Origin of the sequence: Clostridium perfringens ATCC 13124, from assembly GCF_000013285.1 — a bacterium.
GTDB classification, from domain to species: domain Bacteria; phylum Bacillota; class Clostridia; order Clostridiales; family Clostridiaceae; genus Sarcina; species Sarcina perfringens.
In genome coordinates this window covers 2,476,742-2,493,728 of the sequence record NC_008261.1, presented here as the reverse complement: position 1 = coordinate 2,493,728, position 16,987 = coordinate 2,476,742, and the positions used below count along the sequence as shown (strand labels likewise).

The window sequence follows — 16,987 nt, the reverse complement described above, 5'->3', positions numbered from 1 at the left end:
TAAAGTATCTGTTTAAAGATTTTAGATTAAGTAGTATCTTAGTATTAAGAAGATTTTTATACTACATAGTCTAAAAGGAGTTGATAGATTTGAGAGAAAATTTTATATTTAAAGATGATGAAGGATTAGAATTACAAGGATATAAATGGAGTAATGGTAAAGAATTTAAGGCAGTTATTCACATATTACATGGAATGACAGAGGATGCTATTAGATATGATGAATTTGCAGAAAAACTTGTTGAAGCAGGATTTTTAGTTTATGCTCATGACCATAGAGGGCATGGCTTTACAGCTAAGGATTTAGATTCTTTAGGATATCAAGCAGAAAATGATGGTTTCCAATGGATGATTGATGATGCTAAAACTTTAATAGAGTCTTCTAAAGAAAAACATAAAGGATATAAAATAATACTTTTTGGACATAGTATGGGATCTTTTGTAAGTCAGAGGCTAGTTCAAGAATATAATGATTTAGTGGATGTTTTGATTTTATCGGGAACTAATGGTGAGCCAGATAAGTTAGCCCCACTTGGAGAATTTGTAGCTCAAGTAGAAATGTCATTAAAGGGAAGAGAACATAAAAGTAAACTTATGGACAAGTTGATTTTTGGAGGCTTTAATAAGAATTTTAAACCAAATAGGACAGATTTTGATTGGCTTTGTAGTGTAGAAAGTGAAGTAGACAAGTATATAGAAAATGAAAGATATGGTTTTATATGTTCAAGTTCCTTTTATTACGATTTGTTAAGAGGGGTAAGAAGCATACATAAAGCTGAAAATATGAATAGAATAAATAAAGAAATGCCTATTTATATTTTCGGAGGAGATAAAGATCCAGTAGGTAATTTTGGTAAAGGTGTAATCAACTTAAAAGATAAATTAGAAAAAGTAGGAGTAAAAAATATTGAGTATAAGCTATATGAAAATGGAAGACATGAAATGTTAAATGAAAAAAATAAAGTAGAAGTTATGGAAGATACTATTCAGTGGTTGTTGAAAAATATTTAAAAGATATATATAATTAATTAGAGTATTAATTAGGAGTGTGTCAAAATTTTGATACCTCCTTTTTGCTTTATGTAAGTTAAGATGATTTTGATATAATAGATTAGAAAAATAGGAGAAGATATGGATAATAACTATAGAATTATAGATAATTATATACGTAGTGGTGATAAAGCTCATGATGAAGGGAATTTAATAAAGGCCTTAAATTATTATTTAAGAGCTGAGGAGCTTCTAGAAGGAGAAAGAGATATTGATTTAATAATAAGCATAGCTTTAATGCTAGATGAGTTAGGAGATACTGAAAAGGCTAAGGAAAAATATGAAGAAGCCTTAAGTATAAATAGTTTTGAGGTTAGAGCTTATTATGGATTAGCAGTGATTTATGATGAAAAAGAGGATTATGTAAAGGCTATAGAATTATATAAAAAGGCTATAGATATAAATCCTGTTTATGATAGGGCTATATTTTTCTTAGCAAATGCATTAGATAATGTGGGAGATAAAGAAGGTGCAATAGAGTATTACAAAAAGACAATAGAGGTTTGCAAAGAAGACTTTTGGGCCCATATAAATTTAGGATCTATATATGAAGAAAGGGATATGCTTCAAGAGGCCTATAGAATGTTTTCTAAAGCCCTTCAAATAGATGGAGAGCACTATTTAGCTCTTTTTAATATGGGAGTAATATATAAAAGATTAAATGTATATGATAAGGCTAAGAAATTTTATGAGAAAGCCATTAAAAAGAATTTTGGTTATGCTTTTTCATTCTTAAATTTAGCAGTTATATATAAAGAAGAAAATAATATAGAAAAAGGAATAGAGATATTATCACTGGGCTTAAGGTTTAATCCAGAAAATCATTTTTTATATTATAATAGAAGTTGCTTTAAGGCTATTTTAGGAAAAGATTTAGAGGATGCCACAGAGGATTTAATTAAAGCTGTTGAGTTTTATCCAGAATTTATAAAATATATAAATAAAGATAATGATTTAATTGAGGTAAGAAATAGTAATAAGTTTAAAAGTTTCTTAGAGACCTTAGATATTGGTTAATTCCAATATTTAAGGTCTTTTAAATTACAATTAAATACAATAATTTACAAAAATTAAATAATTTCCTCTCTTTTTTATGATAATGTATATTTATATGGTTATATTTAAGGGGGAAGTATATTGGAGTACATAGAAAATGACTATATGTATTTGAAACTTAGTAAAATTAGAAATTTAGTTAATAGTATTATATTTATAGCAATTATTTTATATACGTTATATTTTTTTAATCCACGTACAGCTCTTTATTTATCTACAATTATTGAAACTATAGTAGTGTTTGCTATAACATTTATTGCCACAACTGTATTTAAGTTTTCTAATAAAAAGATTTTTAAATTAATAGGTATTTATTTATTATTAGTTGCCATGTTCAAGTTTGATATACTTGTTTATTTAATAGCCTTTTGGGGAGAAAAGGAAATACTTCAATGTTTAAATTTAAAACCCATAGCTATTTGTACTGTTTTAGAAAGTGTATATTGCTTTATGATAATAGCATATGTAAAGTCAATAGATTTAACTATAAAATTAATTGTTTGTTTTTTAACCCTAGTATCATTAATCAGTATATTTTTTTATGATATGAGTGTTTTTTTGGTAGTATCAACAGTACTTCTTTTAATAATTTTATATCTTTTAAGAAGCTTTAAACTTTTTAAAAATGATTTATTAAATTATTTAAAGTTATTTGTGCTAATAAATTTATCTTTAATAGTATTAGATATTTTATCATATAGTTTAGGTTTAGAGTCACTTATATTATTAGGTGATATATTAAAAATATCAATATATTTAATTATATATGTTTGGATTTCAGAAATGCTTATTACAAAGCCATATAAAACTTTACATGAAGATATAATTGATAAAAATAAAAAACTTAAAATATTAAATAAGAAAATGGAAGAGAGTAATAATGAGTTTAAAGAATTTAAGAAAAAATTAAGAGATAATGAAATTTATTTTAGGAACTTTTTAAATAATGCACCTATGTCTATAGCGATTTTAAATAATGATAATCATAGGATTTTTGCTGTGAATAAAAGATTTTCACATGAATTAAATTTAAAAAGTAATAGAGAGGTAATAAATAAGAACTTATTTAAAATAATAAATATTGAAAATAAAGAGGAATTCTTAAGAACAAAAAAGGGAGAAGCTTCATTTGTTACTTCTGGAATAGAAGTTTTTTGGGAGTTAGATATTTTACTACAATCAAAGGGTTACTTAATAATATCAATGAAAAATATAACTGAACTTAAGTTTTCAGAAAAGATAAAAGATAATTTAAGAAAAAGAACCTTATCAGAACAAATAAAAAATGATTTTTTATCAAGTATTTCTCATGACTTAAAAACTCCTATAAATGTTATATATTCATCAGTTCAAGTGCAGGAGAAATTTTATAGTAATGAAAATATTAAAAAAGTTGATTATTATAACCAAGTTAATAAGGAAAATTGTATGACCTTACTAAGGTTAGCTAACAATCTAATTGACTCATCCAAAATTGATTACGATTATTTAAAACCAAACTTTAAAATTTATAATATAGTAACATTGATTGAAGATTCTATAGGAAATTTAGCTGAATATATAAAAGAGAAAAATTTAACTTACGTATTTGATACCAATGAAGAAGAAGTATATGTTAATTGTGACCAAGAGTTTATTCAGAGAATTATTTTAAACTTAATTTCAAATTCAATAAAGCATACAAGGGAAGGTGGAATTGGAGTAGAGATTAAGGCAAAGAAAAGTAAAGTTATTATTAGTTTTACAGACACTGGTGAAGGTATGGATAAAGAATTTATAGAAAAGGCTTTCTTAAGATATAGCAAGGGAAATAAAAAAGGAGTAAAAAATAAAAGTACAGGAATTGGATTATATATTGTTAAGAATTTAGTTGAATTGCAAAATGGAACTATAAATATAAATTCAATTAAGGATACAGGAACAAATATAAGGTTGGAATTTAGTAGGGAGAAAAGTTGTGGAATATAAAGTAGAATATGAAAATCCTAAATTACAATATTATATATTAAGAATAATATATATATTAATAATACTATCAGCAGTATTGTTTATAAGAAAAGAAAAATATATTATGTTTTATAAATTTTTAGACTTGTCTTCAGTAATAATGTTAGGAACCTCATTATTAATAGGAATAAGCAGTAATGTAGATAAGGAAAAAAACTTAGTTTCTTATACTAATATGGGTATATTTTGGATTATTATTCCTGAGGTTTTTTCTTCATTTGTTTCCTTGGAGTTATATGTAGTAGATAAGATGATAGCTTATAAAATAATAGGCCTATTATTTCAGTATTTTATTACCTTTGTAATAGTTTTAGGGAAGAAAAAGGACTTAGCTTTTAAGAAAATAAATAAAATTTTTCTATTATTAAATATTATCTTTAACATTATTTATCTCATAGTAATAAATAATACAAAATTAATGAGAGCTTTTATTAAAGGTGTATATATAAATAATTTTATGTTTATATTGATTGTTATTTTATTTTTAATATTATTAATAGTAATTGTTGCTGATAAAGAAAATACATCTGATAAATTCTTTTATTATTTAATTGCTTATATATTATTATTCTCAGTAGGAAATATTATTTTATTAAATAATTTTCATAATTTAAGAAATACTTATTTATTAGGAGTTTCCTTTAGTCAAATACTAGACTTCTCAGCATATTACATTTTAGTAGAAGGTATAATAAGATTTTCTTTAAATAAGAATTTTAATAATATAAATAGGATAATGCTCTTAAAAAGAGGTGAATTTAAGAGAAATAAAAGGTATTTAAGAAAAAAAATAGAGGAGCTAAAAGAATTAGAGAATCTTTTAGATAGAGAAGAATTGTTGTTTAATAATATTACTTCAGCCATTGGAGACTATATATTTATTTCTAAGGATGAAAAATTATTTTATTTAAACGACGAAGCCTTGGAATTTTTAGAAGTTGAAAACAAAGAATCTATATTGTTTGAAAGTATGGAAGTATTATATGAAAAAATACTAGAAAAGCAAGTTTATTTAAAAGAGAAAGGAAGTATGGATTCTTATAAAGAAATAATTTTTAAAAATATTAAGGGAGGCTACTCTAATGGAGAATTTTACACAATACCTTTTGGAGATAATTATAAAATTATAATTATAAATGATATTACCAAAAAGAATAATGCTTTAAGATTAAATAAGTATTTAAAAGATAAATTGGAAGAAGAAAATATAAAAGGGGAATTTTTTACAAATATATGTCATGAGTTAAGGACTCCTATAAATGTAATAAGTTCAGCTCTTCAATTAAATAATTTAAATATAGAAAATAAAAATCTTAATTCTATAGAAAGAAATAACCTAGTAATTAAACAAAATTGTTTAAGACTTATAAGGACAATAAATAATTTCATTGATGCTAATAAAATATCAGAGGGACAGATAGAAGAAAACGTTATGGTTCTTAATGTAGTTGAAGTTGTTGAAAATATATTAGATGCCTCTTCAGAATATATAAGTAAGAAAAAAATAAATTTTGTTTTTGATCCTGATTTTGAAGAGATATTTATAGCTATTGATAGTGAGTTTTTAGAAAGAATAATATTAAATCTATTATCAAATTCAGTAAAGTATGGAAGTGAAAATGGAAACATATATGTGAAAATATATTTTGAAGGAAAAGATCTTGTAATAATGATAGAAAATGATGGAATAGCTATAAGTTATGATGAACAAAAATATATTTTTGACAAATTTACTAAAAGTAATAAGGCTTTAAATAGAACACAAGAAGGAAGTGGGTTAGGGCTTTATATAAGTAAATCTCTTATGAAAATGCAAGGAGGGGATTTAAAGGTTGATATATATGAGGGACATGGAAATAGATTTAAATTATATTTTTATGATGTAGATTTATTTAAGGAAACTGATAGAACTGAACATATTTTTAATAACAATTACTATAACTTAAAGGAAAGAGCTGAAATTGAATTTTCTGATATATACATATAATATATATCAAAAGGAATACATATAATTACCTGAGAGGTGATTTATGTGAATATATTCAAGGTTAATGGAAAATTTAATTTAGGTGATTTAATAATAAGTTTGTTAATAACTTTAGGTGGAGGATATGTTATTGGAAAGTTTACTCAGGAGAGTGTACAAGTATATGGCACTTTAAATAAACCTTGGTTTAGTCCACCAGCCATAGTTTTTCCCATAGTATGGACTATTTTATATATACTTATGGCAATAGCAGCCTATAGAATATTTTTAAGGCATAAGCAAGGAGAAAAAACAAAGTCAGCCCTTTGGTTTTATATAATACAACTTGTATTAAATTTTGCTTGGAGCATAATATTCTTTTACTTTAAGTTATACGGATTAGCATTTATAGAACTCATCATATTATTAATATTTATAGTTATAACCACAATTAAATTTTTAAAGTTTGATAAAATAGCAGGAATTCTTATGATTCCTTATATCATATGGGTTTCCTTTGCTGGAGTATTAAACTTTTTTGTATGGATGTTAAATGAAATGTAATTTAAAAATCTCTCTTATTTTAATAGAATAAGAGGGATTTTTTATTTAGTGCTATAATTATATAGAGATATTTAATAAAAAATTTCTTTAAAATAAAGTATGATTTAAAGAATAGCTAAAGGTAATATTTATTAAATCACATAAATAAAAGGGGGATAAAAAATGTTAATTAAAAATGGGAAAATATTTACCTGTGAAGAAGGTAAGATATATGAAAAAGGTGATATTCTAATTAAGGATGGAAAGATAAGTAGAATTGGGGAAGATTTAAGTCAATACATAGGAGAAGAAGAGGTTATTGATGCTAAAGGACTATTAATATTTCCAGGGTTTATTGAAGCACATTGTCATTTAGGACTACATGAAGAAGGAAATAATGGGGCAGGAAATGGAACCAATGAAGCTAGTGAGCCTATAACCCCACAAATGAGAGCTATAGATGGAATAAATCCCTTTGATGGAGGATTCCAATCTGCAATGGAAGCAGGAGTTACCACAGCTGTAATTGGGCCTGGAAGCGCTAATGTAATAGGAGGACAGTTTGCCGCTGTAAAAACAAGTGGAATATGTATTGATGACATGATAATAAAGGAACCTGTAGCAATAAAGGTTGCCTTTGGAGAAAATCCAAAAAGAGTTTATTCTGGAAAGAATAAAATGCCTAATACAAGAATGGCTATTGCAGCTTTATTAAGAGAAACTTTAACAGAGGCTGTTAATTATAAAAATAGAAAAATTGATGCTGAAATAGAGGATAGGGATTTTAGTAAGAATTTAAAATATGAGGCTTTACTTCCCTTAATTAATAGAGAAATACCTATGAAAGCTCATACCCATAGGGCAGATGATATTTTAACTGCCATAAGAATAGCTAAGGAATTTAATCTTAAATTAACTTTAGATCACTGTACAGAAGGACATTTAATAAGTGATTATATTAAAAGAGAAAACTTAGATGCTATAGTTGGGCCAACTTTAAGTTTTAATGGAAAGGCTGAGACTTTAAATAAGACCTTTAAGACTCCAAAGGCCTTAATAGATAAAGGAATTAAAGTAGCAATAACTACAGACCATCCAGTGGTAACAATAGACAATCTTCCACTTTGTGCAGCTATGGCTATGAAAGAAGGAATTACTTTTAATGAGGCCTTAGAAGCAATAACAATAAATCCAGCTGAAATAATAGGTATTGATGAAAGGGTTGGAAGCTTAAAGGAAGGAAAGGATGGAGATTTAGTAATTTTAAATGGAAGTCCTTTTGAAATAGCTACAAAAACTATTTATACAATTATAAATGGAGAGGTAGTTTATAAAGACTAGGAATAAAAGCAATTTTATATTATAATAAATAATGTTTGAATTTGATTTTTAATATATTTTAGATAAATTAATGGAGCTGTATCAATATAACTTAGTAAAACTTATAATTAAATGCTAAGTTTTGAGACAGCCCTTATTATTTTAATAAGTGAAATAAATTTTTAAATCTGTCAAAGATATAGAAGAGGAGATAATATAACAAAAGGATTATAATTAGGAGTGATACTTTGAAAAAGGTAATAATTGCAGAAAAACCATCTGTTGCTAGAAATATTGCAGATGCTTTTAATATAAAAAAGAGAAAAGATGGATACTTTGAAGGCGAAGAATATCTTATAACATGGGCTTTCGGACACTTATTGCAGTTATTTGATGCAAAGGATTATGATGAGAACATGAAGGGATGGAGAATGGAAAAATTTCCTTTTATCCCAGAAGTTTTTAGATATAAAATAAAACAAGATTCTTTAAATAGAAACATCATTGATAAGGGTGCGGAAAAGCAAATAAAGATAATAAAAGGTCTTATAGATAGAGAAGATGTAGATGGAATAATTTCTGCTACTGACTTTGATAGAGAAGGACAAGTAATTGCAGATGAAATTTTCCTATATTTTAGTGAAAAGAAACCAGTATATAGACTTTTATTAAATGAATGGACACCAGATGAAGTTAAAAAAGGAATGGAAAAGTTAAAACCTAATGAGGAAATGCAATCTCTTCAAGATGCTGGTATAGGAAGACAGTGGGCAGACTGGATAATAGGTATAAACTTAACTTCTGTGACAACAATAAAATATAAGCTAAATGATGGACAGATTTTAAATATAGGGAGAGTTCTTCTACCTACTTTAAAAATAATTTATGACAGAGATAAAGAAATAGAGAACTTTAAATCAAGTGCATATTACAAACTTAATGGTACTTTTAAGACTTCAAAAAATGAGGAGTTTGAAGGAACTTATTATGAAAATAATTCAGAGAAGTTTGAAGATAAAAAGGTTTTAGATGAGATTAAAGAAAAGATAAAGGATAAAAATGCTGAAATAATTGAAAAGCAAACAGAAAGAAAAAAAGAATATCCACCATTTTTATTTAATCTTTCTAATCTTCAAGGATACATAACAAGTAAATACAAAGGATGGACTTCAGATAAGGTTTTAAAAGTAGCTCAATCTTTATATGAAAAGAAGTTTATAACTTATCCTAGAACAGGAAGTATGGCTCTAGAGGAGAGCTTAGTTGATAGAACTAGAAATGTTTTAGAAAAGCTTAAGGTAGGCTTGCCTTATGAGGAGCAAATAAAGTTTGTTCAAAATAAAAGGGTTTTTGATAATTCAAAGGTTGAGAGCCATAGTGCCATAGTTCCAACTTACATGAAACCTAATAATTTAACACAAGATGAAAGAATAGTTTACACAGCAGTTAAAAATAGATTTCTTATGCAATTTATGCCCGTAGCTGAATTTGAGGAAACAAAAATAACTTCTAAGGTAAATGATAAAGAGGTTAAGGGCGTATTTATTTCAAAAGGAAAAGTTCAGCTTGTAGAAGGATGGAGAGTTGTTGAAAAAATAGATAGTAAAGATACAATTCTTCCAATGGTAAATGAAAAAGAAGTAGTAGACTTAGTAGATAGTAAAATAAATAAGGTTACTAAAAAACCACCTAAAAAGCATACTGAGAAGACTTTACTTAGGGTAATGGAGACTTGTGGTAAGAGTTTTAAAGAGGATGCAGAGGAAGATAGTGAAGAAATGATGGCCTCAATATTAAGTGGATTTAGTATAGGAACACCTGCTACTAGAGCTGAAACAATTAAAAAGCTTAAGGATGTAGGATATATTACCACAAAGGGAAAAAGTTTAACTTGTACAGAGCTTGGTAGAACCATAGTTGAAATATTCCCTGTTAAGGAACTTTTAGATTTAGAATACACAGGAAGACTAGAAAAAACTCTTTCTGATATAGAAAGAGGGAAGGTAAAAAAAGAAGATTTCTTAAATCTTATAAAAAACTTTACTATAGAGGGAGTTAAGGCTATAAAAAATGATGATTCCATGGCAAAACACTTTAAAGTAGAGGCTCCAGAAGGGGTAGAGGTTTTAGGAAAATGTCCTAACTGTGGAAATCCTGTTATAGAGGGAGAAAGAGGATTTGGATGTGTTAACTGGAAAAATGGATGTAAATATACCATATGGAAAAATGATAAGTATATAGCTTCCTTTGGAAAACAAGTAACACCTCAGATGGTAAAACTTCTATTAGCTAATGGAAAAGTTGGATTTAGAAATTTAAAAAGTAAAAAGGGAAATACCTTTGCAGCATACTTCATATATGAAAAAGATGAAGAAAAAGGTTATTTCACATGGAGAATGGAATTTATTTAATAAAATATATATGAGTTGTATTAAAAGAAATAAAAATGTTATGTAGCAAAATATAATAATAAAACTTACAAACACATTCAGAGAATTACTAGATTTTCCTAAGGTATTCTATTTATGCTGTTTGTAAGTTTTGTAAAAAATTATTTTCATACATACTATTATTAACTTTTGATATAACTCTTTTTGTTTGGTTAAGAGAAAGGTTTAAAATTTTAATTATAATCAAAGATGAATTTGTAAGATAGTTTTGATAAATCTTTTTCTTGTAGGTTAAAAAATTCATTTTCTATGGGAAATAAAATTCTTCTTCCATGTTGTGGAGGAAGTCCCTTAGGGATAACAACACTTTTAAAAGTTTTATTTAGTACCTCTTTATTATTGGTATCACAAACTGAGATATTAAAATTTTCTAAGTTTTCAAAAGTAGTGTTTTCAGTTGTATTTAAAAAATAAGCATCTATAAATAGAGTATCATCTTCTTTAAACAATTGATTTATTATTAAGTTAAGAGTGTTTTTTTCTGTGGTGAAGGCTGTAATATCATATAAAATTTCTTTGTTTTGAATTTGATCTTCTTTAGAAAAAGTGCTTGCATCTAAGGTTAGAGTATTTGGATTTAATAGAACTGCTAAGGCAAAAAAGCCTAGAATTTTTTTATATATTTTCATTTTAATTCTCCTTAATTATAGATTTATATTTTTAGTATTTCTATAATTAAGAAAATATAGTCATAAAAAGAAAAAAACAGTGAAATTTTATCACTGTTTAGACAAATTTTAATATTAATGCAGATAGCATATATATTGGTGGAGCAAGGAAAACTGTTATTAATCCAGCAACACCTATAGATAATGAACTCATAGCACCATGAGTTTCACCAATTTCTAAAGCTTTAGTAGTTCCAACGGCATGGGCAGCTGTTCCCATAGAAACTCCCATAGCAACTTCATGATCAATCTTAAGTAATTTACATACCATAGGAGCTATGATTGCACCTGTGATACCAGTTATTATTACTGCTATAACTGTGATTGAAGGTATTCCACCAAGTCCGCTAGCTACTTCAACCCCTATTGGTGTAGTAACTGATTTAGGAACTAAAGAAGCAATAAGTTCATGATTTACTCCTAAGAAATATCCCATTATTATAACACAGCACATAGAAGCAAAACTTCCAACTATTATTCCTGTCATTATTGGTACAAAATGATTTTTTAAAAGTTGTAACTGTTTATATAAAGGTACTGCTAAAATTACAGTTGCAGGTCCTAAAAATGCATTTATAAAACTACCACCAATATTATAAGTTTCAAAACTTATATGGCATGAAACTAAAACTGCAATTACAAGAGCAATTGCTATTAATAAAGGGTTTAGTAGTGGAATTTTAGTCTTTTTGTATATGGTCATACCAATTTCAAATGCAAAAAGAGTTAATAAAATTCCGAATAAAGGGTTATTAATAAGGTTATTCATTAACTTCATCTCCTAGTAGTTTTTTTTCTTTTCTTCTTATTAAAGCTTGAACAACTAAACCTGTAACTCCTATTACAACAAAAGTTGAGGCTATACAAATAAATAATAATTTAAGAACATTTCCTTCTAATAATCCAACAGATGTCATAAGTCCAACCCCTGCAGGAACGAAGAAGAAGGCTAAATGATCTAAGAAGAATTGAGCAACACAGTCAATAGATTCTACTTTAACAACTTTAGTACATAGTAAAACTAATAATATTAACATTCCAATAATATTTCCAGGTACACTATGTATAAAACTTTTAGAAATAAATTCGCCTAAGAAGTATATAAACACTACAATAAGCATTTCTCTTAAAAGCTTCACTAGATAATCACTTCCTTTTTTTATTAAAAAAATATAAGGAACTATTTTTTAAGTTCCTTATACATTATAGAATGAATTTAAAATTAAAGCTATAATCAAATATCATAATAATTAATGATTTATACTTATTAAAGCGTTTTCTATATCATTTTTTGATAGGTTGCTTAGAATAGACTCATCATACTTAAGTGCTTTATTTAAAAATTCTTTGGCTTTATAAAAATCTTCTTTTTCTTTTGATATAATTCCCATAAAATAGTAGGGTTCTGAAAAATTTACACATTCATCTATTAATTCATCAAAATAAAAGCAAGCTTTTTTTATATCCCCAATTTTATAGAAAATCTCTCCTAAATTAGCTCTTATTATTTGGCTTAATTCATCAACTTTTAATCCTTCATTACTTATTGAAATTGCTTTTTCAAAATCTTCATCTTGAATCAAAACATATCCATAAACTTCATAAAAATCTAGAGAGTTAAAATTATTAGCTTTTAAATCATCTAAGATTTGAAGAGAAGTTTTTATATCATTTAATTTCCAATAAAGTATTGCTTGAAGTAAATCAAGTTGATTTGCATCTTCAGGTAAAAATTTTCTTTTAGATACTATGCTTTTTAAAGTTTCTAAAGCTTCAGTATAAGATCCTATTTTAAGTTCTAAGAAAACATAAGTTTTTATAGCTTTTACATTAGAACTATTACATAGAGCAGCCTTTCTATAAAGAGATAAAGCTTCTTCTAAATTATTAGCCCTAAGTTTTTTAGCACCCTTAAACATATAAATTAAATGCTTGTTTATAGTTAATTTAAATATTATAAATGATAGAAGTAGTATGCTCCCCATAGGCACACTTACCTTAATCATTAAGAAAACTATAAAAATTATTGCAAGGACATTCAATAATGTATTTAAAATAGACCTTTTCATAATAATTATCCCCCTTTTAAATATTAGTTTATTAAAGAAATTATACTATATTTATAAGAGGGATAATATTGAATTTTTTAAAGTTAAAGTTAAATTAAATAAAAATCAAAATTTTAATATAACTTTTATAATAAATGTATGTTGTTTTCTTCACAAGTTCTTATCATATCTTCATCCCACATAGATGCTTGAACTTCTCCAATGTGAGCTTTTCTAAGGAAGAACATACATATTCTAGATTGACCAATTCCACCACCTATAGTATATGGTAATTTTCCTTCAAGAAGCATTTGATGGAATGGTAGTTCTTTTCTTTCCTCACATTCTGCTATTTTTAATTGTTTTAAAAGGCTTTCCTCATCAACTCTTATTCCCATTGATGAAAGTTCTACAGCCTCATCAAATAGAGGGTAGTAGAATAATAAATCTCCATTTAATGTCCAATCATCATAGTCTGGACTTCTATCATCATGTTTTTCACCAGAAGCTAATTTTCCACCAATTCCTATTATGAATACAGCGCCAAATTCTTTACATATAGCAGTTTCTCTCTCTTTAGAAGTAAGATCTGGATAACGATCTTCTAATTCCTGTGATGTTATAAATGTTATATCTTCAGGAAGAATTTTTTCTATGTGAGGGTATTTTGCTACTATAAAATCTTCTGTTGCTTTAAAAGTACCATATATTGATCTTACAGTTTCTTTTAAAGTTTCTAAGTTTCTTTCTTCTTTATCTATTATTTTTTCCCAATCCCATTGGTCAACATAAATAGAGTGAATGTTATCTAAATCTTCATCTCTTCTTATAGCGTTCATATCAGTATAAAGACCTTCACCATGTTCAAATTCATATCTATGAAGAGCTAGTCTTTTCCATTTAGCTAGAGAATGAACTATTTGAATGTTAAACTCTGGCATAGCTTTCATATCAAAACTTACAGGTCTTTCAATTCCATTTAGATCATCATTTAATCCTGAACCTTTATTTACGAAAAGTGGAGCAGAAACTCTTGTTAAGTTTAAGTTTTTAGCTAAAGAATCTTCGAAAAAGTCTTTAAGTTCTTTAATAGCAACTTCTGTTTCTCTAAGTGATAATAAAGGTTTATAGCCCTTTGGTATAAATAATTTTTCCATTTTAAACAACTCCTTAATTTTAAATGTAGATATATTTTTTGCTACATATATTTTTTTATAAATTTGTTTGGCCCCAAACAGGTTATTAAAATTTCTTTAAATGTTTTGATTTATACGTATAGTTAAAATAATAAAATTTAAAAATATAGTTTAAAAGACAATAAAAAAAGCCATCATCCTATATTTTTAATAGGACGAAGGCTGTATAATCATCTCCGCGGTACCACCTATGTTAGTACAAAAGCACTCACTTAATAACAGTGCATCTTAACACTGTCCTTCTTTTAACGGAAAGAAACCCGTCTAAGTCTACTGTCCAAAATAAATTTTGAAGTTCGGTTAGAAGCTCAAGGATGTTCTTCATCAAAGGTATAGTATGAGGCTTTCACCATCCCTCAATCGCTAAAACTCTTTCCAAAGATTACTTTTTCCCATCAATGCTTTGTACAACTTATTTATTTAATAATTAATATATACTAAAAATCTTAATTTGTGAAGGGGTTTTTTAAAATTTTTTTAAATTTATGATATAATTATTAAAAAAATATATATTTTAAAGCTAATTTTTAAAATAATAAAGGAGAAATTTATGATAAAAGCAGTATTGTTTGACCTAGATGGAACATTGATAAATACTAATGATTTAATACTAAAATCATTTAAACATACATTTAAAACTATGTTAGATTTAGAGCCAAGTGAAGAAGAGATTACTATGAACTATGGTAGACCATTGCAGGAAATTTTTAAATCCTATGATGAAAATAGAATAGAAGAAATGATTAATTGTTATAGAAAAATAAACTTAGAATTACATGATGATGAATGTAAAGAGTTTGCTGGAGTCGATTTAATGCTAAAAACATTAAAGAGTAAAGGAATTAAAATTGGAGTTGTAACTTCAAAGAAAAGTGATATGGCAGAGCGTGGTGCTAAACTAATGGGTATATTTAAGTATTTTGATACTTTTATAACTCCTGAAATTACTACAAAGCATAAGCCAGATGGGGAGCCAGTTTTAAAGGCTTGTGAAAATTTAGGAGTATCTCCTAGTGAAGCTCTTATGGTAGGTGATTCACCTTACGATATTTTAGCAGGTAAAAATGCTGGGGCTAAGACCTGTGGAGTTAAATACACAGCATTGCCTCTTGAAAAATTAGGAGAGAGTGAGCCAGAATTTTATGTAGATAAACCTTTAGAAATTTTAGATCTTGTTGAAAAATTAAATTCTTAATTTAATAGGTTTATAATAAAAAAAGATTTAGTCTAAGACTAAATCTTTTTTTTATTAAAATATATTTCTTCTACGTCTTCTACGTTTTCTTAAATTTATTGCTCTTATAATAAGTAATATTAATACAATTACAACTATTGCTAGAACAATTATTCCTAAATAACTTAAGAAATTAGCTTTTATAAGAGTAAAAGTACCTATATCAGCTTTTACTGGATAATCCTTAACGTAAGCTCTTTGAGTAACAGTAACAGCAGCTGATTCAGGATTAGAAGCTAATTGCCAAGCGTTCATATCATTTAAGTTTATTGATTTTGATGTTTCTTTTTCATTTACATAATTTTTATAATAATCTATGTTTTCAGTTGCAACAAAAGGAACATCTATTTTCTTAGTTGGTCCAAACCATCTAAAAAGTTTATATTCAACTGGAATAGTATCTATTGTTGTACCAGCCTTTATGTATGGAACTTTATCTACAGAGTAACTGTAATCAATAATTTTATTCATATCATTAAATACAATTTCATCCTTAGCATCATATTGAGAATTTAAAACAGCACCTATTATTTTTCTACCATTTCTTTCGTATACTGATACTAAACATCTTCCAGCAGGAGTTGTAAATCCAGTCTTTCCACCAATATTTCCGTCGATACCAAGTTCTTTATTTCTATTTTCTAAAAGTACTTTTTTTCCGTTTACAGTTATGTCGCTATCCTTAAGTGCCATAGTTTCGCTTACCCAAGGATTTTTATAAGCATTTTGTAAAATGACAGCTAAATCGTAAGCTGTTGAATAGTGATCATCATTATGTAAGCCATTTGGAGTAACAAAGTGAGTATTTTTTAATCCTAATTTTTTTACTTCGTCATTCATCATTACACTAAATTTTTCAGCACTTCCAGCCAACCCGTCTGCAATTACAGCGGCAGCATCATTAGCTGAAAACATAAGTAAAGCTTTCATTAAATCATTAGCATTCATTCCTTCGCCAACAGGTATTGGTCCAAAGCTATTGTTTAATGTATAAGGTTGTTGAGCTTTTGCATCTGCTGTATATGGAAAAGAATCATTCTTTGAAGCATGTTCAGCAAATAAAAGACTTGTCATTACCTTTGTTGTACTAGCAGGATATGCTTTTTCATCTATTCCCTTTGCATAAATAATTTCACCAGTGTCATAATCTAAAGTGACAGCATACTTTCCAACTATATTAGGCTGGGAAATTTCGGCAGCCTGAACAGTAGCTTTTGTTGGCGTAAAAAGTGATACTGATAAAGCAATCAATATTGAACTTAAAAGCTTTTTCTTAAATTTAATCAATTTTCATCTCTCCTAATTTCAAAGTCTCATTAAACTTTTTTTATTATAACATCTATAGGGCATAATAACAATAATAATAAAGAAAGAGATGTAAAGCTTTAATTGTGGTATTTACAATACATATCTTATATAATATAAGGTATTTGAAGCAATTAATTAATAT

At 26.7% G+C, this 16,987-nt stretch carries 14 protein-coding genes and 1 other annotated feature; of the genes, 8 read left to right on the top strand and 6 right to left on the bottom strand.

The features are described 5' to 3' along the window. Positions 1-89 precede the first annotated feature (89 nt). The 7 genes from CPF_RS10925 to CPF_RS10895 all read left to right on the top strand — a co-directional run bounded on the left by CPF_RS10925 (position 90) and on the right by CPF_RS10895 (position 10,352). Entirely contained in the window at positions 90-1,010 is a 921-nt protein-coding gene (locus CPF_RS10925; protein WP_003473705.1) for an alpha/beta hydrolase, read from the top strand. A 120-nt stretch (positions 1,011-1,130) separates the two neighbouring features. Beyond that, positions 1,131-2,066, top strand: coding sequence for a tetratricopeptide repeat protein (locus CPF_RS10920; protein WP_003451066.1), 936 nt, complete (start codon positions 1,131-1,133; stop codon positions 2,064-2,066). A 120-nt stretch (positions 2,067-2,186) separates the two neighbouring features. Beyond that, entirely contained in the window at positions 2,187-4,073 is a 1,887-nt protein-coding gene (locus CPF_RS10915; protein WP_003455042.1) for a PAS domain-containing sensor histidine kinase, read from the top strand. Then, complete coding sequence (locus tag CPF_RS10910; protein ID WP_003454982.1) at positions 4,063-6,099, top strand: sensor histidine kinase; 2,037 nt, start codon at positions 4,063-4,065, stop codon at positions 6,097-6,099. The genes CPF_RS10915 and CPF_RS10910 overlap by 11 nt, the downstream gene beginning before the upstream one ends. A gap of 45 nt (positions 6,100-6,144) precedes the next feature. After that, on the top strand, positions 6,145-6,642 hold the full coding sequence (locus CPF_RS10905; RefSeq protein WP_003454922.1) for a TspO/MBR family protein: 498 nt from the start codon (positions 6,145-6,147) through the stop codon (positions 6,640-6,642). A gap of 162 nt (positions 6,643-6,804) precedes the next feature. After that, positions 6,805-7,962, top strand: coding sequence for an amidohydrolase (locus CPF_RS10900; RefSeq protein ID WP_011591017.1), 1,158 nt, complete (start codon positions 6,805-6,807; stop codon positions 7,960-7,962). 227 nt (positions 7,963-8,189) lie between these two features. After that, the gene (locus CPF_RS10895; RefSeq protein WP_011591016.1) at positions 8,190-10,352 is read left to right on the top strand and encodes a type IA DNA topoisomerase; all 2,163 of its coding nucleotides are present in this window, start codon (positions 8,190-8,192) and stop codon (positions 10,350-10,352) included. A 212-nt stretch (positions 10,353-10,564) separates the two neighbouring features. Here CPF_RS10895 and CPF_RS10890 read toward each other — a convergent pair whose 3' ends face one another. From CPF_RS10890 to asnA, 5 genes are all read right to left on the bottom strand, one after another. Further along, positions 10,565-11,020 carry a hypothetical protein gene (locus tag CPF_RS10890; protein ID WP_003455150.1) on the bottom strand — a complete coding sequence of 152 codons (456 nt, stop codon included), beginning with the start codon at positions 11,018-11,020 and terminating at the stop codon, positions 10,565-10,567. A 97-nt stretch (positions 11,021-11,117) separates the two neighbouring features. Continuing rightward, entirely contained in the window at positions 11,118-11,828 is a 711-nt protein-coding gene (locus CPF_RS10885) for an LrgB family protein (RefSeq protein WP_003451174.1), read from the bottom strand. After that, complete coding sequence (locus CPF_RS10880) at positions 11,821-12,198, bottom strand: CidA/LrgA family protein (protein WP_003451739.1); 378 nt, start codon at positions 12,196-12,198, stop codon at positions 11,821-11,823. Before CPF_RS10880 ends, CPF_RS10885 begins: the two co-directional genes overlap by 8 nt. Positions 12,199-12,309: 111 nt before the next feature. Beyond that, entirely contained in the window at positions 12,310-13,128 is an 819-nt protein-coding gene (locus tag CPF_RS10875; RefSeq protein WP_003461934.1) for a tetratricopeptide repeat protein, read from the bottom strand. 125 nt (positions 13,129-13,253) lie between these two features. Continuing rightward, positions 13,254-14,264 carry an aspartate--ammonia ligase gene (gene asnA / locus CPF_RS10870; protein ID WP_003461748.1) on the bottom strand — a complete coding sequence of 337 codons (1,011 nt, stop codon included), beginning with the start codon at positions 14,262-14,264 and terminating at the stop codon, positions 13,254-13,256. 187 nt (positions 14,265-14,451) lie between these two features. Then, positions 14,452-14,711: a binding site (T-box leader), on the bottom strand. A 142-nt stretch (positions 14,712-14,853) separates the two neighbouring features. On the opposite strand from asnA, the gene ppaX reads away from it, so the two are divergent. Then, positions 14,854-15,498, top strand: coding sequence for a pyrophosphatase PpaX (gene ppaX / locus CPF_RS10865; protein WP_011591015.1), 645 nt, complete (start codon positions 14,854-14,856; stop codon positions 15,496-15,498). A 54-nt stretch (positions 15,499-15,552) separates the two neighbouring features. On the opposite strand, the gene CPF_RS10860 is transcribed toward ppaX, so the two are convergent. Beyond that, positions 15,553-16,824: a D-alanyl-D-alanine carboxypeptidase family protein gene (locus CPF_RS10860; RefSeq protein WP_011591014.1), complete on the bottom strand. Its 1,272-nt coding sequence runs from the start codon at positions 16,822-16,824 to the stop codon at positions 15,553-15,555. Positions 16,825-16,987 lie beyond the last annotated feature (163 nt).